The sequence below is a fragment of the Pusillimonas sp. ANT_WB101 genome (assembly GCF_008369125.1).
Taxonomy (GTDB): domain Bacteria; phylum Pseudomonadota; class Gammaproteobacteria; order Burkholderiales; family Burkholderiaceae_B; genus Allopusillimonas.
This window is the reverse complement of sequence record NZ_VOAY01000002.1, coordinates 81,420-104,726: the sequence shown is the minus strand read 5'-3', so window position 1 is coordinate 104,726 and position 23,307 is coordinate 81,420. Positions and strand designations below refer to the sequence as shown.

General features: G+C 52.1%; 21 protein-coding genes and 2 pseudogenes. 16 read left to right on the top strand and 7 right to left on the bottom strand.

Annotated features, from left to right (window positions below):
* Positions 1-188 precede the first annotated feature (188 nt).
* Both FQ179_RS09475 and FQ179_RS09470 read right to left on the bottom strand, forming a co-directional pair.
* Entirely contained in the window at positions 189-911 is a 723-nt protein-coding gene (locus FQ179_RS09475) for a pirin family protein (protein ID WP_149397077.1), read from the bottom strand.
* Positions 912-963: 52 nt separating this feature from the next.
* Positions 964-1,374 carry a DoxX family protein gene (locus FQ179_RS09470; protein WP_149397076.1) on the bottom strand — a complete coding sequence of 137 codons (411 nt, stop codon included), beginning with the start codon at positions 1,372-1,374 and terminating at the stop codon, positions 964-966.
* Positions 1,375-1,496: 122 nt separating this feature from the next.
* Here FQ179_RS09470 and FQ179_RS09465 point away from each other — a divergent pair, with 122 nt between their 5' ends.
* Positions 1,497-2,387 carry a LysR family transcriptional regulator gene (locus FQ179_RS09465; RefSeq protein WP_149397075.1) on the top strand — a complete coding sequence of 297 codons (891 nt, stop codon included), beginning with the start codon at positions 1,497-1,499 and terminating at the stop codon, positions 2,385-2,387.
* 276 nt (positions 2,388-2,663) lie between these two features.
* Here the strand turns inward: FQ179_RS09465 and FQ179_RS09460 are convergent, their stop codons facing one another.
* The 4 genes from FQ179_RS09460 to FQ179_RS09445 all read right to left on the bottom strand — a co-directional run bounded on the left by FQ179_RS09460 (position 2,664) and on the right by FQ179_RS09445 (position 6,722).
* Complete coding sequence (locus tag FQ179_RS09460) at positions 2,664-3,458, bottom strand: enoyl-CoA hydratase (RefSeq protein WP_149395367.1); 795 nt, start codon at positions 3,456-3,458, stop codon at positions 2,664-2,666.
* A gap of 580 nt (positions 3,459-4,038) precedes the next feature.
* Complete coding sequence (locus tag FQ179_RS09455; protein ID WP_149397074.1) at positions 4,039-5,238, bottom strand: CaiB/BaiF CoA-transferase family protein; 1,200 nt, start codon at positions 5,236-5,238, stop codon at positions 4,039-4,041.
* Positions 5,239-5,262: 24 nt separating this feature from the next.
* Complete coding sequence (locus FQ179_RS09450; protein ID WP_149395369.1) at positions 5,263-5,724, bottom strand: MaoC family dehydratase; 462 nt, start codon at positions 5,722-5,724, stop codon at positions 5,263-5,265.
* A 29-nt stretch (positions 5,725-5,753) separates the two neighbouring features.
* A complete protein-coding gene (locus FQ179_RS09445) occupies positions 5,754-6,722 on the bottom strand; it encodes a tripartite tricarboxylate transporter substrate binding protein (protein ID WP_149397073.1) in 969 nt (322 codons plus the stop codon).
* Positions 6,723-6,880: 158 nt separating this feature from the next.
* Between FQ179_RS09445 and FQ179_RS09440 the strand changes: the two genes are divergently transcribed.
* The 11 genes and pseudogenes from FQ179_RS09440 to FQ179_RS09395 all read left to right on the top strand — a co-directional run bounded on the left by FQ179_RS09440 (position 6,881) and on the right by FQ179_RS09395 (position 17,715).
* Complete coding sequence (locus tag FQ179_RS09440; RefSeq protein WP_149397072.1) at positions 6,881-7,795, top strand: LysR family transcriptional regulator; 915 nt, start codon at positions 6,881-6,883, stop codon at positions 7,793-7,795.
* A gap of 926 nt (positions 7,796-8,721) precedes the next feature.
* On the top strand, positions 8,722-9,048 hold the full coding sequence (locus FQ179_RS09435; RefSeq protein WP_149397071.1) for a hypothetical protein: 327 nt from the start codon (positions 8,722-8,724) through the stop codon (positions 9,046-9,048).
* Positions 9,049-9,377: 329 nt separating this feature from the next.
* Positions 9,378-9,542 (top strand): annotated as a pseudogene (locus FQ179_RS09430) (transposase); the annotation flags it as partial.
* A gap of 198 nt (positions 9,543-9,740) precedes the next feature.
* The gene (locus FQ179_RS09425; RefSeq protein ID WP_149397069.1) at positions 9,741-9,938 is read left to right on the top strand and encodes a heavy-metal-associated domain-containing protein; all 198 of its coding nucleotides are present in this window, start codon (positions 9,741-9,743) and stop codon (positions 9,936-9,938) included.
* Positions 9,939-10,185: 247 nt separating this feature from the next.
* Positions 10,186-11,319: an MFS transporter gene (locus tag FQ179_RS09420; protein WP_223146228.1), complete on the top strand. Its 1,134-nt coding sequence runs from the start codon at positions 10,186-10,188 to the stop codon at positions 11,317-11,319.
* Between the two features lie 298 nt (positions 11,320-11,617).
* Positions 11,618-12,412, top strand: a pseudogene (locus tag FQ179_RS22900) (transposase).
* 147 nt (positions 12,413-12,559) lie between these two features.
* Positions 12,560-12,883, top strand: coding sequence for a transposase (locus FQ179_RS22690; RefSeq protein WP_255474928.1), 324 nt, complete (start codon positions 12,560-12,562; stop codon positions 12,881-12,883).
* A gap of 975 nt (positions 12,884-13,858) precedes the next feature.
* Complete coding sequence (locus FQ179_RS09410) at positions 13,859-14,866, top strand: TRAP transporter substrate-binding protein (RefSeq protein ID WP_149397068.1); 1,008 nt, start codon at positions 13,859-13,861, stop codon at positions 14,864-14,866.
* A 39-nt stretch (positions 14,867-14,905) separates the two neighbouring features.
* A complete protein-coding gene (locus FQ179_RS09405; RefSeq protein WP_188074565.1) occupies positions 14,906-15,433 on the top strand; it encodes a TRAP transporter small permease in 528 nt (175 codons plus the stop codon).
* Between the two features lie 13 nt (positions 15,434-15,446).
* Positions 15,447-16,742, top strand: coding sequence for a TRAP transporter large permease (locus FQ179_RS09400; RefSeq protein ID WP_149397066.1), 1,296 nt, complete (start codon positions 15,447-15,449; stop codon positions 16,740-16,742).
* Position 16,743: 1 nt separating this feature from the next.
* Positions 16,744-17,715 carry a DMT family transporter gene (locus FQ179_RS09395; protein WP_370459867.1) on the top strand — a complete coding sequence of 324 codons (972 nt, stop codon included), beginning with the start codon at positions 16,744-16,746 and terminating at the stop codon, positions 17,713-17,715.
* 191 nt (positions 17,716-17,906) lie between these two features.
* Here FQ179_RS09395 and FQ179_RS09390 read toward each other — a convergent pair whose 3' ends face one another.
* Positions 17,907-19,340 (bottom strand): MmgE/PrpD family protein, encoded by a 1,434-nt coding sequence (locus tag FQ179_RS09390; protein WP_188074564.1) that lies wholly within the window; start codon positions 19,338-19,340, stop codon positions 17,907-17,909.
* Positions 19,341-19,585: 245 nt separating this feature from the next.
* On the opposite strand from FQ179_RS09390, the gene FQ179_RS09385 reads away from it, so the two are divergent.
* The 4 genes from FQ179_RS09385 to FQ179_RS09370 all read left to right on the top strand — a co-directional run bounded on the left by FQ179_RS09385 (position 19,586) and on the right by FQ179_RS09370 (position 23,303).
* Entirely contained in the window at positions 19,586-20,449 is an 864-nt protein-coding gene (locus tag FQ179_RS09385; RefSeq protein WP_149397063.1) for a CoA ester lyase, read from the top strand.
* A 38-nt stretch (positions 20,450-20,487) separates the two neighbouring features.
* Positions 20,488-21,006: a MaoC family dehydratase gene (locus FQ179_RS09380; protein ID WP_149397062.1), complete on the top strand. Its 519-nt coding sequence runs from the start codon at positions 20,488-20,490 to the stop codon at positions 21,004-21,006.
* Positions 21,007-21,020: 14 nt separating this feature from the next.
* Positions 21,021-22,175: an acyl-CoA dehydrogenase family protein gene (locus FQ179_RS09375; protein WP_149397061.1), complete on the top strand. Its 1,155-nt coding sequence runs from the start codon at positions 21,021-21,023 to the stop codon at positions 22,173-22,175.
* Between the two features lie 117 nt (positions 22,176-22,292).
* Positions 22,293-23,303, top strand: a complete 1,011-nt coding sequence (locus FQ179_RS09370) for a TRAP transporter substrate-binding protein (RefSeq protein ID WP_149397060.1) — start codon at positions 22,293-22,295, stop codon at positions 23,301-23,303.
* Positions 23,304-23,307 lie beyond the last annotated feature (4 nt).

The window sequence follows — 23,307 nt, the reverse complement described above, 5'->3', positions numbered from 1 at the left end:
TTTTAAAAACGGGTGCACGATCGCCTTCAATTCTAATGTGTCAGCCCTTTTCCAATACTACCCCAGCCCAATTTAAGGGTGATGCTCTACCTAGGCCGTACCCAGTGCTACTTCGTGTTTCATGACGGAGTTCCTTCTTTTAGACGAGTATCGGCCGTGCGTCGACGCGTCCTACTGTTTGCAACATCTCACGGCATTTGCGGCAATTCCTGTGAGCGCAGATCGAACACCAGCACCTCGGCATCCTTGCCCCCGGTTAGCTGCAGCGACTGCGGATTGCGCAGGCGCACGCCGTCGCCGGCTTCTAGCTTTACACCATCCAGTTCAATGCTGCCGCGAGCGACATGCACGTAGGCATGGCGGTTCTTGTCCAGCGCCAACGTGGCACTTTCATCGCCGTCGAACAGGCCCGCGTATACGTAGCTGTCCTGCTGAATACGCAGCGAGCCATCGCTGCCATCGGGCGAAATAATCAGGCGCAGACGCCCACGCTTGTCCGCTTCATCAAAGTGCTTTTGCTGGTAGGCCGGCGCACCCCCTGTGTGGTCCGGCACGATCCATATTTGCAGGAAATGCACCGGCGCCTCTTTGGAGCCGTTAAACTCGCTGTGAGTAACGCCGGTGCCGGCACTCATCAGTTGCACATCGCCGGGCTTGATCTGTGAGCCGGTGCCCATGCTGTCGCTATGCGCCAGAGTGCCTTCCAACACATAGGAAAAAATCTCCATGTCCCGGTGTGGGTGTGTACCAAACCCCTGGCCCGGCGTTACGCGATCCTCATTAATCACGCGCAGATCCGAAAAGCCGATCTGGCTGGGATCTCTATAGTCGGCAAACGAAAAGGTGTGGCGCGAACTGAGCCAGCCGTGTTCGGCCACGCCGCGCTCAGAAGCCTTGCGTACTTGCATCATTATGGTTCTCCTTGGTAATGTGAAATGGAGGAGCTTTCCTCACCTGAAGCGATCAGGCGGTCTGGCTGCGACGTAGACGTAGGGCATCCAACCCTAAGCCGCCGGCGCCATATACCGCCACCTGCAACAAGCCACCGGCGATAGCAATGTTTTTCAAAAAATGAGTCATCTGGTTCGGGTCGGCGAACTGCGCATGAAAGACGAATGCGGTGATCACTGTAAATATAGCTAGCAGAGTTGCCACCACGCGAGTGCGGTAGCCTACTAACAGAGCCATGCCCAGGCCGAGTTCAATAAAAAGGGCAGCCAGGTAGGCTAGATCCGGCGAGGGCAGTCCAACCGAAACGATGTAGGCCTTGGTCGCGGCGGGCGCGGCCAACTTGCCGAAGGCGCTGACGACAAACAGCAAAGCCAGTAGCACACGGGCTGCGGCAGAAACGTTGGACGATTGACGGTTTATCATGATAGGGCTCCGAAGTGAGAGAAAATGCAGTCGTTGCTGCATCGGTAAAGAGTTATCATAAAGTCCCTATGCGATTTGATAAATAGGCTCAAACGCTTAACACTGTCAACTAAAGAGAGACAATGAGCCAACTCGAAGACATGCGGATCTTTGCAGAAACCGTGGATGCGCAAAGCTTTACGGCAGCGGCTGATCGGTTGGGCCTGTCAAAACAGTTCGTCAGCAAGCGCATCGCCGCGCTAGAGAAGCGGCTGGGTGCGCGACTGCTGGAGCGCTCCACGCGGCAACTACGCGTCACCGATCTGGGGCTGGCCTATTACGAGTGCACTCAGCGCATTCTGCTGGAGGTCGATGCCGCCGAACAGATGATCACCAACCAAACGGCAACGCCTCGCGGCGTGTTGCGGCTGAGTGCGCCAATGACGTTTGCCACCATGTATCTGGGCCCATTGATACCCGCTTTCATGCAACGCCATCCCGAGGTGTCAGTGGAACTTGAGCTTAGTGACCGCATCGTGGACGTAATCGGCGAGGGCTATGACATGGCCTTACGCATAGGTACATTGGCCGACTCCAGCCTGATCGCACGACGGATCATCAACGTGCAACTGATTACCTGTGCAAGCCCTGGCTACTTGCGTCAACATGGCGTACCGACGGCGCCGCAGCAACTTGCCACACACGCCTGCCTCATCTACGGGCATACCCCTCAAGCGCAGTGGACCTTTCGTGTCGGCGAGCGTATGCGTAAGGTATCGGTGAGCGGGCCGATTCGCTCGAACAATGGCGAGATGCTGCGCGAGGCTGCAGTGGCCGGTCTGGGGCTCATCTTATTGCCTGACTTCATTGTTGGCGGTGCGCTGGCCAAGGGACGGTTGGTGGAGGTGCTGGAAGATTTTCGCCCCGAAGGTTTCACCCTATATGCGGTTTATCCGCAGCATCGACAGTCATCGTTAGTGGTGCGCGCATTTACCGAATTCTTAGTAGAGAGCTTCCCTCAGGACGGCGCGTAAAGTACCAACAAGTAAGAATCAGGGCAGGAAAGGATATAAGGTATCTGGTTCTGCCGTCCTTGTATTCGGTAAATCCAGTCTTAAGAGGCTGCCCTAGCTCGCACGTCCTACTGATGTGTCAGAAATTGAGGCAATAAACAAGAGTCCACACCAGTCCGACCACGTACCTAACTCAAAGCTGTTTCGCAGTGCTGCCGTAAATTGACGTGACCGACAGGCATCTCATCGATGTTATATCGGTCGCACGCGCGTCATCCAGGGTGCCAGCCGTGCGGATTATTGCGTTTCCGGTCGTTGTTTGCGGGCTACAAAAGGAGCCATGTATTCATGGGGCTCAGAGGTCGTGAAAGCGTGGCTGAAGGCGTCAACACTGCGATCCAGCCCTGCCTCTACCGTCGATGTGCTCCAGTAGCGCAGCAAGGCTTTCTGCGAGCGCACGGCGCGCGGGCCGCTCGCGATGATGGGTGCAACGCTGCGTTCGATTAGAGAATCGAGGCCCTGTGGCTCGCAGGAAAATTGTAGGAAACCCCAGCGCAGCGCTTGTTCCGCGTCAATGGTCTCGCCCGTGAGCAGCAGCCAGTTAGTGGCGCCGGAGCCGATCAGATTGGGTAGTAGCAAAGCATGGATAACTGAAGGTATCCCCACCCGAACCTCCGGCATACCGAAAACGGTATCGCGCGAGCCCAGACGAATATCACAAGCTGCAGCTAGCTCCATGCCAGCACCCAGGCAGAACCCCTGGATGCGCGCGATGGTAGGTACAGGGATATCGGCTACTGCTTCGCAGAGCTGGCGCAAATTCGTGATGAACGTACGAGCGCCTTCTGGATCAAGCTTTGCCATTTCATAGATATTGGCTCCTCCCACGAAAGCTTTCTCACCCGATCCCCGAATAACCACTACGCGCGCATCATCCTGGGCTGCGATCCAGCGTACGGCCTTAGTTAAGCTCTGAGTAACTGGTGTTGCCAGGATGTTTAAACTTTTGGCATCGCGTATTTGTAGCGTATAAACGCCGCGTTCATCGCGCGCGATCAGGCTGTGAGCAAAGATAGGAATGGCTGCGGTCATCGTAGTGAGGCTCCGACTATAGTTGAACGAGTAAGGTATGGGCTTTTGTTAATCACAACAAGCAATCAGTTTTTATATATTCAGCTCGCTTTAGAACACATAACGACAGTATCGCGACCCTTCCAACCCCAGGGATAACAGTGATGGGCATCTCGTTGAGCCAGCTTAGGGTCTTGCGTGCTGTCTATTAGTTAAGAAATTTTACGCGTACCATCGAGGCATTTAGTTCGACCCAATCTGTGGTGAGCAAACTGTGCTCGCATCTCGAGAAAACCGTTGGATTTGAACTGTTCTGGCGTGCAGCGCGCGGCGCGCAGCCGCGCGCGAGAGTTGACGATCTCTACGCTTATGTACAAGGGGTATTGGACTCGCTGAGCGCAGCGCAGTCCCGCCAGTGACGCCGGGCTGGAAGGCGGTGAGGTAGCCAGTGCTGCGTTGCCTGTCCTGATATGCTCGGCGGTGCTGCGCTTCGCAATACCAAGGACGTCGTAGGCTCGATCCAAGCGTCGCTGGGGTCCCTGTAAAACAATGGGTGTGCCCGTCACAAGGAGACCGATTTGTCATGCTTACGGGGCCGCGCTCATTTACCTTCGTACTGAGCGATGACTCCTTGGGAGAGGAATCGTTCTATCTCGGATTGATCATACCCAGCCTGCAGCAGCACCTCTTGAGAGTGTTGGCCTAAGGTGGGTGCAGCAGACTTGACGCCTCGAGGCTGTTTGTTAAATGTGACAGGGTATGCAATGTGTGAGACTTCGCCCAGCGTTGCATGAGCGCTTTTCACAACAATATTTCGTGATTTGACCTGCTCGTGATTCAATGCCTCGGCCAGGGTCTGGATTGGTGAAACTGGAACACCTGCAGCGCGAAGAATGCTGATCCATTCTTCTGTTCCGCGCGTGCGAAGTCGCTCTTCCACCAACGCGCAGGTTTGGGCGAAATTCTTTACTCTGGCGGCGTTGGTCGCAAATCGCGGATCGGCCATGTACGGTCCAAGATCAGCGCTGCTACAAAACTTTTGCCATAACCTATCATTACCCACCCCAAGCATGAGCGAGCCATCTAATGTGGCGAATGTCTGATATGGACAAAGTGAGGGGTGGCTCGTTCCCATCGGAGTTGGGACCCGCCCAGACGCCCAATAGTTGTGCGCCATATAACCCATGTATCCCATTGCTGTATCAAGCAGCGATACCTCTACATAAGAACCTTGGCCTGAGTTTTTTTTGTGAAGAAGTGCGGCGAGTATGCCCGATACGGCGTGCATGCCCGTCCCGAGGTCTACCGGGGAGAAGCTGACGCGTGCGCACTCGCCACCCGCTTGACCTATGCTGCTGATCATGCCGCTGAACGCCTGGAGCATCACATCATAGCCGGGCTCTGAGCCCATAGGGCCATCGCGACCATACCCGGAAATTTCGCAATAAACGACGTCGGGAACAATCGCCTTTAACGTCTCGTAATCGACACCCAAGCGCCGGGCTGTACCCGATCCGAAGCCCTGAATAATGACGTCGGCGTTGCGCGCAAGACGATGAAAGATCTCTTGCCCCTGCTTTGCCTTCAGGTCAATTGCCAGACTCTTTTTGTTGTGATTGACCGCCAGAAAACTGGCGGATTCATCACCGTATTTTGGGGTCCAAGCCCTGGCGTCATCACCTACTACTGGCGGTTCTATTTTAATAACGTCCGCGCCCAGATCCCCCAGTGACTGCGCGCACAGCGGGCCAGCCAATACTTTACTGAGGTCCAGGACCTTTACACCATTGAGAGGCAACATAGCTCTGATTCATCCATGAAAATGTTAATTAGGTCGTTTGCGCAGTAGATATTTTTGCAGACCATCCATAACAGTCTCGCTACGCTGATTTTTGATTTCAGAGCGCATAACTAGTACGCCAGTCGTATTGCCAGCAGTCATCTCAGCCACCTCGAGTGAGGGGTACAGGGTATCGCCTACGTATACCGGTTTCAGAAAGCGACTGCTTTGTTCAATGAACGCCTTTAATGACGCTTCGACCATATGGGGAAACATGCCAGCACCGGCAGCCGACTGGATAAGCACCTGAAATCCATGCGCAAGCATATGTGGCATTCCGAGTGCACGGCAGTATTCAACATCATAATGAACCGGATGGTTATCTCCGCTGGCCATTTGAAACGCTGCGAATAAGGCATCGGTCATAGTGCGGGAGGGGATGTTAAAGCGTTCTCCTAGCTGGAAATCTTCAAAGTATCGTTGTTCGCAAAGCTGATGTGAAATCATGTTCATACTCCAAGTGTCATTTATAGTAATTAGTTTTTTGACATGTCCGATGTCTTTACCACATCACGCCATTTATCGATTTCCGCGCTGATGAAAACATCCAAATCAGCCGGGTTGGGCTCACTTTCCAAGAGTAGGCCCATCATATTGGCTTTCTCTTTAAGCGCTGGATCTTGCAATGACTTCTGCAGGGCGGATCTAATTTGTTCGATGACCTCTGCCGGCGTTCCTGCAGGCACCAGAACCGCATTCCATGTGTAGGCTTCGTATCCAGGCAAGTATTCGGCTATTGCGGGAGTATCCGGCGTCAGTGGCAGACGGTCTTTCATTGACGTTGCCAGAAGCCTGACAGTACCAGCTTTGACTTGGGCTAACCCAGTGGGAGCGCTATCAATCATGAATTCGGCATGTCCGCCAATTACATCGGCCATAGCAGGCGCACTACCGCGATAAGGGACATGAATGGTCTCAAATTTGCCTATATGATTGAGCAACGCACCACCTAGATGGGGTGCACTTCCAATTCCTGCAGATGCGTAGTTCACTTTGCCTGGGTTGCTTTTGAGGTATTCAAAGAACTCAGTGACTGTATGAGCAGGCAAGTCATTGTTAACCACTAGTACGAGCGGTGCACGCGCGGCAAGCCCAACTGATGAAAAGTCTTTGATGGGGTCGTAACTAAGGCTCTCGTGCAGACTGGGGTTAACTGAGTGAGCCACAGTGGAAAGCAAAATGGTGTAGCCATCGGGTGCTGACTTGGCCACAAACTCAGTCCCTAGCATTGTTCCCGCCCCAGACTTGTTTTCGACAATCATGGTGGCACCGAGGTTTTTCCCCCACACCTCGGTAAGTACTCGTGCGAATGTGTCGGTTGGGCCGCCTGCAGCGTAGGGCACTACGAGCTTTACGGTGCGCTCAGGGTAGGCGGCCAGAGCGACACTTGAAGCGAACAGAGCTAAAAGACCGGAAGCTATAGCGAGGCGAGCAGGAAAAGTCATTTTCTACGTCCTTTGAATATTCAGAAGTGAGTTATTAGACTCACTATAAGCGTGAGTATTTCACACGGTCCAGTTGAAATACTCACCAGTAGCATTAGAAAAATTCGAATTGAACCTATAATGCTGAGTCATTTATGCGTCATTGATAGGAGATGGGCTTGCGATACGAACTCACAGATCTACGTGTATTCATGGCCATTGCCAATGCCAAGAGCCTAACCAATGGTGCGCTTGACATGCATATGACGGCTCCCACCGCCAGCTATAGATTAAAAAATTTAGAACGCGCTATGGGTGCTTCCTTATTCAACCGTACGCCAAAAGGCATGGCGCTTACGTCGGCCGGTGAGACTGTTTATCGCTACTGCCAGAGCGTCTTGTCCAACATCGACCAATTGCATGGCGAAATGAGGCGCTACACCTCGGGAGTGGTGGGGCAGGTCCGTGTGTTTGCCAACAGCAGCACCCTAAGTCAGTTGCCAATTCCACTAAGCCGTTTTCTTGCTGCGTACCCCAATGTGAATATTGATTTGGAGGAGCATCTGAGCGACGAAACTGTCAGAGCAGTGCATGACAATATGGCTGATATCGGGCTGGTAGCCAGCGTTGTTCATTTGCGTGGACTTGAGTCGATTGAATACGGACATGATGAGTTAGTGGTGATCACTGTGCCTGGTCATCCATTGACGAAACGAGAACGAGTCACACTAGACATGATGCTGCAGTACGACATCGTGTCTATCGGAAGAAACAGCAGTAACTTTTTGTACTTGCAGCAAATGGCTAACAGCTTGAGCTGTCACATGAACGTTCGAGTACATGTGCCCAACTTTGGCGCTGCGCTGCGCTGTGTTCAAGAAGGAGTGGGGATCACGCTGATACCGGCGACTCTCGCGAGGCCCGCAGTCGAGAAGGGTTTGGTCGACTGGGTTCGGCTCGACGAACACTGGACTTTACGCCAGCAAATGATCGTAGTCAGGTCATTTGCTGCATTACCTGACTACGTTAAAGCCTTCATCCAGTATTTGCAGGACTACTCTATTGAGGATGCGAACTTGCAGCAGGGTATGTGAAGCGCTTGGGGCTTTGCTAAGCCACGTATCAGAAATATCGAAGCTTCATATCAGTCGTTCGACCGCGCTGCGCCCCAACTCGGCCCAAGCTTCGTTTTCTTCGGTCGTGACTGGCGGCCGAGTCGAACAGTTCGCCCCACCTGACTTCGTCTCGCACGTTTTGCCGTGCGCGGTGTACAGCGACTTTCTCAGCGGTGGTTGGGACTGTTTCAGTGGCCATGCTGTTCTCTTGTGTGAATGGGCACAGCTGACGCACACCCAGTTGTCGCCCGGCGACTGTTAACTTTTGTTGTCATATTTTCCAGGTATGAGAATTGCGGAGCGACTATCCCTTTTCGGAGATAGCAGAGACTCTATGGCCGCAACAAAGCCCGATATAATCCAAGGCAGAGATATGTATGTACTCCAATCTGGACGCTTAGCATTTATAGAGGGCCGATGCCCATCCAGCGTGCTCGAAGTGGTGTATACCGGCTACACAGTCATCCTTGTTGCTGGTACTGCCCGGAAGCTGTATCTCAAATGGCTTAGTGATGGGCGATGCATCACATCAGACAATGATGAATATCAGATCATTAAGCGCGTGTAAGGCCGACTCGCCTCATTGGATGACCCCATCTCGCGTGCCAGTGCCCAACTCATACTTGCGCACCCATTGGTTCAAGGCCTGCGGCACATAAACTAGCTTCGTGGCAATCGATTCGTTGGTCGCTCACATAGACGGATACTCTCCACGGTGCTCTTACACCCTGCGCACGGCGTGCTCACGCACCTCGGGGGAAACCTTGGTCTGTTTCATCATAGCTTTGTCCCCTCAAATGTGGGAGCCTCCACAAATGCCGGGGCGCTTCAGTCACGCCATTTACCAAGCATTATGCACATCAACCGCTCAGCTTATTAGGTCTGGCGTCCTGTGGTGGGGGTATATGTTGAACTTTCCCCCGTCACGGCCTAAGATCCCCACAGCAGCGAACAGCGAACAGCGAACAGGGAAGGGGGAAGAAATGCAGGGTTGGTGTAGCGCTTTTGATTTGGCTTTGGATGAATTTAAATCAATGAAAGCGGAAGAGGCTCTTTTGCTTTCATGCCTCAAAGAGGCAGAGCGCAAGGCGGGCGTATTGGCAGCGGCCGAAGAGCGTGCGCGATGGTTTTCATCTCGTGAGCGGGCTCGGTGCATGAATGAGTACATCGTGCGCCACATAAGCCGCGCACCATCAAGGCCGGAGACGTGTCTTGATGCTCAGATCGGCTGACGCTCGTCGCTCAGTGCGCCGACCAGATCGGCTTGCTGGAGGCTTTCGTTGTTGTCAGCTAGGCATGCAATTGCAACGCAATAACGGTTCGCACAGGCGAAGAACTCATAAACGCATTGTAGTAAGTTAAAAAAGGCTCATCTGCCACGCTTATTGGAGTGATATGCATCAGTACGCCTATGGATGCAAGCAAACACTTTGAACTCTCCATCTTAATCGTAGTCCTCATCGGCTGAGAAATAGATGAGCGAGATTTAGCCTCCGGGGGGCTGACCTGCCCTCAAAGTTAGGCACAAAATCAGGCAGAGTCCATTTAAAGGGATACGGACTTGAAGAAACGGTTTACCGAAGAAAAGATCATCGGTTTCATCAAGGAAGCCGAAGCGGGCTTAGCAGTGGATGCGCTGTGCCGCAAGCATGGAATTGGCAGCTCAACTTTTTACAAGTGGAAACCCGAGTTTGACGGCATGGATGTGTCCCACGCTGAGACAATACTGTCGAGGTGAGGGCTCTAAACCAAATGAGAGAAATGGTCGGCTTTTGGCCTGTTGAATTGCCTTTTGCCTTGTTTACGGTTTACCTGATATTTTTGATCCGCGTCAGGCTTGGAGTTTTATGCCATTGCGCAGTTTCAACTTAAAAACAGAAGATCGGTTTATAGTGCTTTTAACGCCCTTGTACTGGAGACCGAAATGATTGAATTTGAAGTCAATAACATGTCTTGCCATCATTGCGTAGAGACGATCACTCGTGCGGTTAAGGAGGCTGTTCCAGGTGCTAGGGTGGATATTAATCTACCTGAAAAAATAGTCCGCATTGAAGGGGCATCGGACATTGATGTACTACAACGCGCGATTCGAGAGGTCGGCTACACGCCTACGATCAAGTGATAGGAGCAATGGTCCAATTGGCCATTGCGTGCCTCGCTCAATGATCTGGAGGCGTGCTAAGTATTCAGCATCGCCACTACGCCATGCGGCGTCAGTTTGGCTTTTGCTAGCATGGACTGCGTGGCCTGGCTGATTAAATTGCTGATCGGTCATGCTTGAGGCCCCTCTCGAGTAATCGGCATTTGGAGCAAGTTTGACGAGTCTTTCAACGAATAGCCCCATTGGGCGCCATTGCACTTCGTGGGTCATGCTTGGCCTGATGGCCAGTGTCACCTTTGTCGGTATTCTATCTGAGCTCGCTCCTTCTGGAATCATGTCTCAGATGACTGAAGGCCTAGAAATTGAGCAGACCCAAGTAGGCTTTCTCGTGGGCGTGTATGCGCTGGCATCTGCAGTCCTTGCGATCCCACTAATCAGTATGACCCTGTGGATGAACCGAAAAACTCTCTTGTTGGTTTTGTTGACAGGATTTGCCGTTTCAAATGTCATCGTCGGTCTCGCGTCTTCTTATTCCCTGATTGTAGCAATGCGCATTATCGGCGGCATTTGTGCGGGCGTTATGTGGCCTATGATTGCTGCGTACGGTACAGCGCTCGTCCGAGAGGAGATGCAAGGCAAAGCTATTACTGTCATTCTGGCGGGCAATACCTTTGGCATAAGCCTTGGTCTGCCTTTCATGACGTTCATCGGTACCGAAATTGGCTGGCGGGCAGAGTTCGTGGCGCTAGGCGTGCTTGTGGCCATCATCGCGCTCTTGTCGATCAAATATCTGCCTTCGGTCCAGGGGGAAAAGCTCACCAAGCACAATTCGCCCTTTGCTGTTCTTAAAACACCGTCGGTCTTGATAGTCCTGTTGCTAACTTTTCTTTCAGTCATTGCTCATTACGGTACCTATACCTACGTCACGCTGTTGGTCGAGAGTATCGATTTCTTGGGCGGCATCAGTATAGCGTTACTCATTTTTGGTATCGGCTCCGTCATTTCAGTGCTTGTGTCGATCAAGATCATCGATTCTTACTTACGTGGTTTGATCATTAGTATGTTGGCTTGCGGCGCCGTCTCGATGGCCCTGTTTGTTTTTTTCGACGGAGCCAACGGTATTTCGCACTTGGCCTTTTTTCTTTGGGGCCTTGCATTCGGCCCTCTTGTGACGATGTATCAGGCTGCGGTTAGCAAGCAGGTCGCACAGGGCAAAGCTGTGGCAACCTCGGTGCAGTCCAGTGTCTTTAACTTCTCAATAATGATTGCCACGTGGGTCGGCGGGTTAATTCTTACCTATATGCCACGGTTGGGTGTGCTGGGCATTGTGTATCTGTCCATAATTTGTTTTGTTCCGGCCATGATTGTCGCTTTTATGGCAAAGCGAGCCTTGAACTCTTAATGGGCGATTTTGCACGAAGGCGGGGTAATGAAGAAATTTATTAAGGCGGTGCGTAACAGCCTTCAATTTAGATCACCGCTTCGGTGATGGTTGCGCTCGCAGCGGGTGGAGCTGCTGGGTTGTGCAGTGGTGGTGGGACCGCAAGCCGGAGTGTCTGGAATTTTGTGTTCAGGTCTATGATTGTCTTTAAGGGGGCAACCCATGGCACGAGAACACAAAAAAACAAGGATTAGGGGTTCCCAAAGGCACGTTGCCGGCCAGCGCCTAGCAACTGCTGGATGAACTGGTGACCGGGTCGATGACGGCCGAGGCAGTGCATGACACGTTCACGCTTCTCAAGAAAGCGATCATCGAGCGTGCGCTGGGTGTTGAACTGGGACACCATCTTCCTGGGTACAGCAGCGGTGAGCTTCGTCCGGAGCAGAGCACCAACCAGCGCAATGGCAGCAGCGCCAAGACCGTGCTCACCGATATAGGACCTATACGCTTGGACATCCCTTGGGAACGTGATGGGAGCTTGGCATCGATCCTGATTCCCAAGCCTGCACGACGTATTACGGGGTTCGATGACAAGATCATCGCTATGTATGCTGTTAATGGCCAATTAAACTAACCCACCAGGAGGTGCGGTTAAAAGTAATGGCCATTGACATATGCCCGGGGCATGAGTGTGCGCGAGATTCATGCGTTTCTGGCTGCGCAGTTTGGCATCGAGGTTTCAGCCGATTTCATCAGTTCAGTGACCGATGAGGTCATGGACGAGGCGCAGGCCTGGCAGCACCGAGCGCCCGAGCCAATGTATCCGGTCGTGTTCTTTGATGAGTTACGGGTGAAGATTCGCGATGAAGGGGTGGTCCGTAACAAGGCGGTGTACATGGCCTTTGGATTGCTGCCCGATGGTACGCGTGAGATCCTGGGGCTCTGGATTGAGAACACGGAAGGCGCCAAGTTCTGGATGCGTGTATTTAACGAGGTGAAGATGCGCAGTGTACAGGGCATTCTGATTGCGGTGACCGACGGACTAAAAGGTATGCCTGATGCCTTGAAGCGGTGTTTCCGGCCACGACGCTGCAGACCTGCATCGTGCACTTGATCCGTAACAGTATGAGATATGCAGGCTGGAGCGACAGGAAAAATCTGGGTGCCGCACTATGGCCCTATCTATGGTGCTTTGAATGCGCAGGCCGGTCAGCAGGCGCTGCACGAGTTCGCCCAAGGCCCGTGAGGCCAGAAGTATCCGATGTTGGCGATCGCCTGGGAAAGAGCGTGGGAGCACGTGATTTCTTTCTTTGCGTTCCCGCCGCAGATACGCAAGATCAACTATACGAACAATGCTATCGAAAGCGTGAACGCGCAGTTACGCAAGATCATCAACACGCTTAGGCAGTTTCCCACCGACGAATCGGCCACCAAGCTATTCTGGCTGGCCATAAGAAACATCACCGTCGAATGGGAATCTGCCGCAGATCAATGGACACCTTCGATGCAGCAGTTTGCTATCCTATACGAGGAGCGATTCACTCAGGCCTATTCCTATCGGGATCCAGAGTCACGGGCAAGATAGGTAGATCAATGGTTTATGTAAAAAGCCTGAACACAAAAATTCTGACACTCCTCCGTAAGCCTGGTCCTGAGAGTCTCATGGCCGTAAAAGGCCGACAGTATCTCCGCTTCGGCGCTACAAGGTGCATTCACAAAAACCGCGCTGCGACTTTTCCTGTGGAAAAACTCGGAAATATTTGCAAGAAAATCACTCAGTGTTATTCCAAATGTGACAATTCTTGTTGTGCTTGTTATCGAAAAAAGCTCTTGAAAACTGGCTTTCGATAATTGGCAAGACTGAGCACTTAGATTGATATAGCTCCGTCTACCCCGTACGAACAGAGCACTGGAAGCACTATCTGCGTTGAACCAATACTTTATGAATTTGTAAATAGCAGTGGGCTTTTACCTTACTATTTACGTTTCTCGGGCCATCAGGTCAAAGGGTCCATATGGTTAAGAAGTTAGAAAGACCCATGCGGCGCTTTCTAAAAGGCAATAGCCAATTAACAATGAGACCGCCTCCCAGATCGTGTGTGGATTTTTCGTTGACTAGTTCAATGCTCCTTTGATGCAGGATGACTAACGCCGTGGCCTGGCGTTTTGACTTAAAGCGATTGACCCATCGTCCACCAGTTGATAAAGCAGGACGAGCGGAATTGCGAGTCATCGTTGAGGCAAACTTACAGGCCCCGAGGGGCCAGACCAGTCCGTGAACACGGACGATGTGTCCCATGTAGGAACGACACTGTGGCAGCCATGGGCATGCCTAGCCGACTCAGGTTGGAGCGCCGCAGCCAACAGCGTTACAAACGCTTGGTGACGGATGATCAGTTATTCGGGCATGCTGAAATTACCTCCTGAAGAAAGCCGACTTATGACCGGACAAATTAAAAGCGCTTTACATTTGTACGTACATAATATTTAATTGCAGCATAAGAAAAAAATATCAGTTGATCGCACTGCCACCCTATTTATCTGCCTGAGGAGGCATTCAATGAAGAAACTTCGCCCATCTGTGTTCTGGTTTGCTCGTAAGGTTGTGATGATTTCCTTGGCGTTAAGCTCGGCCAGCGCCATGGCTCAGATGGAACTGAATATTTCGGTTCCATGGGGAAAGAATGAAGTGCACTCGGTGAACGCCGAGCGCTACGCTAAGCGCGTGCTGGAGGAAACGGGTGGCTATATGGTTCTTAAGCCCCACCCCGGTGGCACATTGGGTGTGAAGGCAAGCGAATCTATGAGAGCAATTGGCGAGGGTGTTGTACCCATGGGAGATTTTGCACTTTTCCAGAATGCCAGTCGGGGCGCCGTACTCGCGGCAGAGACACTGCCTTTCATGGTGCATGACTTTGATGAACTAAAAGTGCTGCACCGCTCGTTTCGCCCGCTTTGGGAAAAGGTGCTGGCCAAGAATAACCAAAAAGCCTTGTACATGGCCCCGTGGCCCAGCCAGTTTTTCTTTCTCAAGCAGCCCGTTAACTCCATCGATGATCTCAAAGGGGTGAAGATGCGTACCCTGGACAAGTTGACGTCCGACTGGATCACACGACTAGGTATGTTACCGGTTCAAATGACGAATCTTGAAATTTTGCAGGCACTGGGCGCCGGAATGATTGAAGGTATTCCAACATCTGCCGGTACCGCGGTTGCACAGAAGTACTGGGACTTTCTCGATTATGGCTATGTGACCAACCACATATGGGCATCGAATGCCATGGCCATCAATCTGGATGTGTGGAAGAAGATTCCGCCTGAGCATCAGGCCACCATGGAACGCATCGCAAAAGAAATGGAGCCTGAGTTCTGGGAGGCAGCAAAGCAAGATCATGAGCAGAAAATGGCAGAACTGAAGAAAAACGGTATGAAGATCGCTGTAGCTCCTGAGGCTTTGCTCAGAGAAATGCAAGAACGCACCGCCCCACTTTGGGCTGTTTACGTCAAGCCTATGGGGGCTGACGCAGTGGCCGCATTGGCTCAGTATCGCCAGGCAACTGGCAAGTAAATGGCCACTTCCGTTTGTACCTTTAAAGGAGTTAGTGCGGTGCGGAAAATTCTGGATACGCTATACGACGGCAGCCTTTATCTCGCCGGACTGTTCTTGGTTTCCCTGTTTGCTGTGATGATTCTCGAAGCCGTGATGCGTGCGTTCGGTTCGCAGGTAACGGGGGCTGGCGAGCTGGTAGGGTGGTTTTGCGCAGCTGCTGGATTTCTCGCTTTGCCAGCTACGTTCAAACGCGGCGACATGGTCAGAGTGGGTGTTTTGCTTGACGCAGCGCGGCCGTCGCTGCGTAAGCCGTTAATGCTTGCAGGGCTGCTGATTGCCACGTCGTTCAGTGTGTACATGGTTTGGGCTGCAGGAAAATACTTGCTTGACGGATGGGACTCGGGCGAGCTTACTCAGGGCATGATCGAGCTGCCTGTCTGGATACCTCAGTTGAGCTTTTTGTCAGGCACGGTGCTTTTGCTTCTGGCCGTTGTGGACGAGTTTGTATCTATATGTATGGCATCGGCAAGTACCCTGCGGGCCGAGAATACGCCTTCTGTTGAAGACGCCGCTACACACTATTGACAGGGGCATCACCATGATTGCAGCATCTATTTTAGTTTTACTGCTGGTGGTTCTAATTGCTGGGGGAATATGGATCTCCTTCACGTTAGGCATTGTTGCCTGGGTTGGCATAGCCTTTTTTTCCAGCACCAAGCCAGAGTTCAATCTGTTTACGTCCTACTGGAACACTTATTCATCCATGACGCTCGCGTCATTGCCCATGTTCATCTGGATGGGTGAGATTCTTTACCGTACACGTCTGGCAGAACAGATGTTCGCTGGCCTTGCACCCTGGCTGGATAAATTGCCCGGCAGGCTGCTGCATGTAAATGTCCTTGGCTGTGGCATATTTGGCGCGGTATCGGGGTCTTCTGCAGCCACCTGTGCCACGATATCGAAAATAGCGCTGCCTGAGCTGCAAAAGCGCGGGTACGACGCAAAGATGAGCCTGGGGTCTTTATGTGGGGCAGGCACTCTGGGGATATTGATTCCGCCATCTATTGCCATGATCGTGTACGCGGTTGCAGCAGATGTCTCGATTATCAGAATGTTTCTGGCGGGGATACTTCCCGGCCTCTTGTTGTTGGTGCTGTTTTCTGGCTACATCATCGTGCACTCGTTGTTGAATCCTGGCGCTACTCCAAAACAGACAATAAAAATGAATTTCCGGCAACGTGTCCGCAGTTCTCGCGAATTGATTCCGGTTGTGTCGCTTATCGCCTTTGTGTTTTTTTCCATGATGGGCGGTTTGGCAACCGCAACGGAGGCAGCTGCCTTTGGCGTGCTGGGTGCATTGCTGATTGCCTGGTGGGGTAAATCACTAAGCTGGGAAACCTTTAAAGCCAGTCTGTCCGGCTCATTGCGCATGAGCTGCATGATCATGTTTATTTTGGGTGCATCCAGTTTTTTGACCGTGGCTATGGGCTTTACAGGGATACCCGCCTCGCTGGCGACATGGGTGGTGGCGCTTGACCTCTCGCCTTATATGCTCATTGCTATTTTGACCTTGATCTATTTGCTTATGGGCTGCGCACTAGATGGCGTTTCCATGATTGTGCTGACGACATCTGTTGTGCTGCCTATGGTGCAGGCTGCAGGCTTTGATCCAATCTGGTTTGGTGTTTACATTATTATCATGATTGAACTGGCTCAGGTAAGCCCACCTGTAGGGTTCAATTTGTTTGTATTGCAAAACATGAGCGGCCAGCCCATTATGGCCATCGCCAAAGCTGCCATTCCGTTTTTTCTACTTATGGTTTTGGCAACGATGATTATTGTGGTCTTCCCGGGCGTGGCCACCTGGTTTCCGCAGTTTGTAATGGGCAGGTAGCATCATCAACCGCGACCGATCGATTTTCATCCTCCTGACCCTCGTCACCATGTCCTGGGGGCTGAATTTCTCAGTCGTCAAAATCCTCACTTCGGTTTTGAGTGAACTGTGGATCGTCATGCTGCGCATGATGCTCGCCACCGTCACGCTGGCGCTGTGTATGGTGTGGCAGCGCGTAGATTTTTCGCGGTTTGAAACGCGTCGTTGGTTTGCCATGCTGGCTTGCGGGTTCTTTACCGTCTATCTGAATCAGCAGTTTTTCATTAAAGGCTTGCATCTGACAACGGCGGGCAATGCGACGCTTATGATCGCCCTTAATCCCGCCCTTGCGGCCGTTGCTGCCGCCATTGCCTTTCGCGACAAGGTGTCGTGGTCGGCTATGGTTGGGCTGTTAATCGGCTTTGGTGGTGTAGCATTTGTCATAGCGGGTCGCAGCGGTGCCGAAATTTCCACCGTGGGCATGGGTGAGTTTTTTATCTTTGTCGCAATGAGCGCTTTTATTTGTGGCGGGCTGATTATGCAGCGGCTGGCACAATCGGAAGATGCCTTTCAGATAACGCTTATTGTGCAGGTGATGGGGTCCGCATTGCTTGCTCTGCATGTTGCCGTCTTCGAGGGCTGGTCTAATTTTCCCTTGGCCCAGATTGATTTCAAGATCGGCATGTTGCTGCTGTATTCGGGTGCGATCGGTACTGCCCTGTCAAACCTGGCATGGTTTTACTCGGTCGCCAAGGTTGGGCAACGTAGAGCAGCTGTCTTCTTTTATTGTGTGCCCGTTTTTGGTCTGCTGTTTTCTGTGCTGCTGCTAGGCGAGGTTATTCGCTGGCAGCACGGAGTTGGTTTAGCACTTGTCATTGCTGGTACGCGACTAGGAGTTATGGTCAAACGTAGCGTCAAGGCAGTAAAACCGGGCACCAACCCTGGTGGGGATGAGGCCTCTATCATTACTTCAGGCAGTTGCCCACCGCGTTAATTTTCGTTTCAGGTTTTTCGCGGGGGTGACTTGATCTCAATGGCGATGGCGACGCAGTCTTCAAGCACCTCGCTCCAGTGTGACACACCTATATGATGTATCCACGCGTCGCCGGCTGTCGCTTTGATCACGCACACTATTTGTATTCATACCCATTTGATATGCTCCTTTGATTATTGCCAGTCGATGCGCTAGCTATTACTTACCGCAAGAAATTTCAAAAGTTCCTGACAATCGGTGTGCGACTCGATGTTATCGAACCAGTGGATCATGTTACTGATTTTTTCTTCGCTGTGAGTGGCTTGGGCGTTGCCGCGACCAAGTCGATAACACTGCATGAATTTTTCTTCCCGATCTGTGCGGTTAAGTGGCATGTCGGGGTGACCCCAGGCATAAGGAATAGGGCGTTCAAATACACGACCATCCTGCAGTTCGAAAATCAGTTTTTGTGGGTAAAACGCATTGGGATTCGGGTGCGCCGCTTCGACAGCGTTAACCTTTTGCGCAAGTGCTTCAATGGCTGGGTCAGCAAGTCGATCGGGGTAAAAACTCGTTGGGTCCACACTGCCATATAAAAGCTCGGTAGCCGCTACAAAAGGAACACAAAGACGGGCATAGTTGGGTGCGGGGCTGGGACGCATGGGGCGTCCGACCAGCTGCATGCCCAAGGCAGGAAGCTCCAGTGTTATCGCTTTGATCGCGTCATAGGCCTGCTCAGGCGCAAGCGCGAGTTCGTTGCGTAGTTCACGCAAGGCGCGGATAGTGCCATGGGTAACGCGACCACTCGGAAATGGTTTGTGAGAGAGCCGCGTTACCTTCCAGGGCGCGCCGAGTTGCGCGATGGCTTCTGGCAGCTTGTTTCCGTGCTCAAAATTATTGAAATAACCAAAGCGACCATCCAGCACCTGCACAGCACTGGAAACACCTGCAGCAGCCATGTCGTAGGCTTGCACAGCATTACGTGCCGCAAAACCCATTTGCATGGCAAGCATCATGGAGCCTTCTTCATGGGCCTGCATTGTTCCGCCCATTTGCGCGTAAGCAATACCGAAGGCATAGCGCAATTGTTCTCGGGACAAAGGGGCCAGACATGCCATGGCAGCCAGTGCCCCAAATGTTCCTGCCGTTCCTGGTCTGAAGAAAAACATGCTGCCATTCGCCGCCAGGCCGAGGCTGCAAGACACTTCTACCGCAACCACAAATGCTTTGAGTAGAGCTTCGCCGCCTGGAGGGTGGCCTTGATTGCTCAGTTGCTCCGCTTTGAACATGAGTGCACTGAAGATGGGTGCAGCTGGGATAACGACACCCTCTTCGTAGACGCAATCAAACTCCAGCGCATGGCATTGATAAGCGTTTGCCAGGACAGCGACCGGTGGGGGCATGACTTGCCCGGTATTCCATACTGTTGCGCCGAGTTCGGGGCGCTCTGCTTTACCCCAGAGCCCTGCAGCCGCGAGTAGTTTGTCCAGCCCTGGTGCTTGAGCGCCAGCGCAAATGACACCCACGGTGTCCAGCATAAAAATCTTGGCGGATGCGATTGCATCTGGGCCAATTGTTGCGCCGCCTTGATTCAGGATTAGGTCCAGAAAACGCTCAATGGAATCGTTGTAGGTCGTGTCTTTCAAAGCGGCTGCGTCCTGTAGAGATAACTGGAACCCTGGCGTGATCTGCCTAGGCAATAAAAAATTCAATTAAATTAATTGTACGTACATATAGTGTCAAAGATACATTGTTAAGTCAACGGTGTGATGGTAGCGATCCATATTTGGCTTAAATTCAACTATTTCATTATTTTATGTACGTACATATTGACTTTATATGTCCGGTCTTTTATATTTTCTCGACCTTAGCGAAATTATGTGGAAGATGAATGGCCAACAAAGAATCTTTTCTGAAGCGTTGCCTGCTGTTTGTTCCGGCAGACCGCCCCGATCGGTATCAGAAGGCGCTGGCAACTGGTGTGGATGCAATCTGCATCGATATGGAAGACGCAGTTGCCCAGTCATCCAAAGATGCTGGCCGCAACGCAGCAATGGATGCATTGAGTAGCCAAGATTTCATGGGCTACCGCCTGGGCCTGCGCATTAACGCAGTGGAAACCCGTGCAGGGTTGCAAGACCTTCTCGCATTACAAACCCTGGCCGAACATGGCATACGCCCAGCGTTTGTGTTGATCCCCAAGGTGACTGCCCCCGCCACGGTTGAAATGGTGTCGAGCTTGCTTGGTCCAGGTCAGCAAAACCTAATCCCCTTGGTCGAATGCGCTCGTGGCCTGTCATCGTGCGAGTCCATTGCCGCCGCCCCAGATGTGGTCGCTTTGATGTTCGGTGGTGCCGATTTCAGCGCCAGCATCAAAGCTGACTTCGCCTGGGACAGCCTGGTCTACGCGCGTCAGCGCTTGGTTGCTGCTGCGGGTTTGGCAGGTGTCGCAGCCCTCGACGTGCCCTATATCCACGTCACCAATCTGGACGGGTTGGCGGATGAGACTGCCCGCGCAATCAGTTTCGGGTTCTCTTGCAAGACGGCTATTCATCCCACCCAGGTTCAACCAATTCAGCAGCTATTTGCGCCGTCGCCCGATCGTGTGGCGTTCGCCCAAAAAGTTATTGAGCAAGCAACAAACAGTAAGGGTGGTGCGCTTATGGTTGATGGCCGCATGATAGACCAGCCAGTGCTGGATATGGCTTATAGAACAATGCGTTACAGCCAGTTGGCTGCAGATCTTGAGTCCTGACAGGCTCAGTTTTTTTGAATTTAAACGAGGTAATAAAAATGGTTCAGACAGTCAAGAAAGTAGGTGAAGGCCGATACCGCGAAACCTTCGGTCGATATTTTGAAGATTTCGAAGTGGGTGATGTGTATGAACATCGCCCGGGCCGTACGGTAACCCAGACGGAAAACATCTGGTTTACCTTGCTCACCATGAACACGCACCCCATGCACTTTGATGAAGAATATGCAAAAGCCAGTGAATTCGGGCAATGCATTATTTGCAGCCCCTTCACCGTTGGCCTGATGGTGGGTATGAGCGTGACCGACGTCAGTCAGAAGGCCGTCGCCAATCTGGGCTGGGGCGAAATAAAAATGACACATCCACTGTACGCAGGCGACACCCTGTTGGCCGAATCCAAAGTCTTGGGCAAGCGTGAATCTAACTCGCGACCTGGAGCCGGCATCGTAACTGTTGAGACGCTTGGCTTTAATCAAGATGAGAAGCAGGTTTGTTCATTCACACGCACCATGTTGATAGCCAAGCGCGGCTTTAGCGTGGAAGACAAAGTCGGCTATTGAGAAGGAAGAACGTCATGAGCAGTTGGAGCCAAGAAGATGAAGTGGCAATACTCGACGCCGTTGGTAATTGGGTAGAAAAAGAACTTCGACCTGTAGCGCGCAAGTTTGATCTGGCTGACGAATATCCCTATGAGATCGTCGAGCAGATGAAAGAGCTAGGGTTGTTCGGTGCCACCATTGGCCAGGAATATGGTGGTTTGGGGCTTTCCGCCTGGGCATACGCCCAAATTGTAATGAAGGTCTCCAGCGTCTGGATGGCGCCCTCCGGAATCTTCAACTCGCATCTGATCATGGCGTCGGCCATTGAGCGGGCAGGTACGCCCGAGCAAAAAAGTGCTTATCTGCCGCGCATGGCCAGTGGCGAATACCGCGGTTGTCTGGGCTTGACTGAGCCAAATACCGGTACTGACCTGCAGGCAATACGCACCATGGCCAAGCGCGACGGTGACAATTACGTTATCAACGGTGCAAAAACCTGGATTACAAACAGCAGGGAAGGGCATGGTGTTCTGCTGCTGACGAAAACCAATCCGGATGCTGATCCTCGATACAAGGGGATGAGCATGTTTATTGTGGATAAAGGCCCCGGGTTCCAGGTCGTCAAGAAACTGTCCAAGATGGGCTACCGGTCTATCGACACCTGCGAGCTGTTGTTCGACAACTGTGTGGTTCCCGCTTCGAGGCTGCTTGGAGGGGTCGAAGGCCAAGGCTTTATCCAGACGGCTGGTGGCATGGAACTAGGACGAATAAACGTCGGATCCCGTGGGGCGGGCATAGCGCAAGGGGCTCTCGAACACGCACTGCGCTACGCCCAGGAACGTGAAACCTTTGGCAAGCCTATCTGGAAGCATCAGGCCATCCAGCTCAAGCTGGCTGAAATGGTTACTCAAGTTGAGGCAGCCAGATTGTTGATTCGTAATGCAGCTCTTAAGTTCGACAAAGGCGAGCGTTGTGACCTTGAGGCATCCATGGCCAAGTATTTTGGTTCTGAGGCGGGCGTATTCTGCGCGCAAGAAGCCATGCGAATCTTTGGTGGTTACAGCTATTCAACGGAGTACGAAATCGAGCGCTACTACCGTGACGCCATGCTTATGTGCATCGGTGAAGGCACTAATGAAGTACTTAAAACCGTTATCGCCAAGCAGCTGGTAGCGCGCAATACCGTGTAAGGCCTGCAACCCTCTCTCTCAAGAAAAGGTCGGATAAAGGGAAATTACCGATAACGATTTTCTTGACGGAGCTGGTGTTGATTCGTAGTATGTACGTACATATTTAAGGATGACAACATGTCAACATTTAAGAATCTGTTTTGTGCGGCAATCGTCTCATCAATGATCGGTTCGACCGCCCTCGCAGAAACGATTACCTGGAACGTCGGTTACATCAATGCTGCCGGTAGCAGCTATGTAGAAACCATCAAGACCGTGCCTGAGCGCATTTCGAAAGCGACTAATGGGCGGCTCAAAATTGAGTTGTATGACACCCTCGTGGCGGGGCCTGATCAACCAGCGGCGGTACGAGACGGCAGCCTGGATGCCACCTTTGCCGTTGGCCCTTGGCTAAGCGCTGAGGCACCGTTGTTAAATGTGGGCATGTTGCCTGGCCTTCTGACCGATGTACCCACATATCACAAGCTGCTTGACCCTTACATTCGCGGTGCTGTCGCCAAAGTCTGGCAAGAAAAATACAACGCCCGCCAGCTGGCAACAGGTGTGTTTGAGTTGCAGTGCGTAATCTCCAAAGAGCCGCTACTGACAGTAGAAGGCTTTAAGGGCAAGAAGGTTCGCGTACACAACAACAGTGCCGCTGATTTAATGTTGCAGGTTGGCGCAGCACCCACAGCGGTTCCTTTCGGTGAAATCGTGCCCGCTCTGCAGCGCGGCATTGTTGATGTGGTGATGACCTCTGTGGGAACAGCCAATGGTATTGGCTTTTCCAGCGTCGCAAAGAATGTTTCCATCTGGAATATTGGCGCTGTCATTACCTGGTCGTTTGTCGTCAATGAAGACGTGTGGAACAAATTGCCAGCCGATCTGAAACCATTGGTTGAGCAAGAGTTCCGTAAGATCGAAGATGAGCATTTTGCAAACAACGCAGCGTTTAACGCCAAAAATGTTGAAATGCTGAAAAAGTCAGGTATGGATGTGACATTTGTGCCTCAGGCTGAAATTGATAGGCTGTTTTCGCCTGAGCATATTAAGCCGGTCTATGACAGCTGGTACGCCCTGAACGACAAGTCGGGCACAGACGGTCGTGCGATGGTCAAGAAAATTCAAGAACTAAAGAAACAGCTTTAACCCT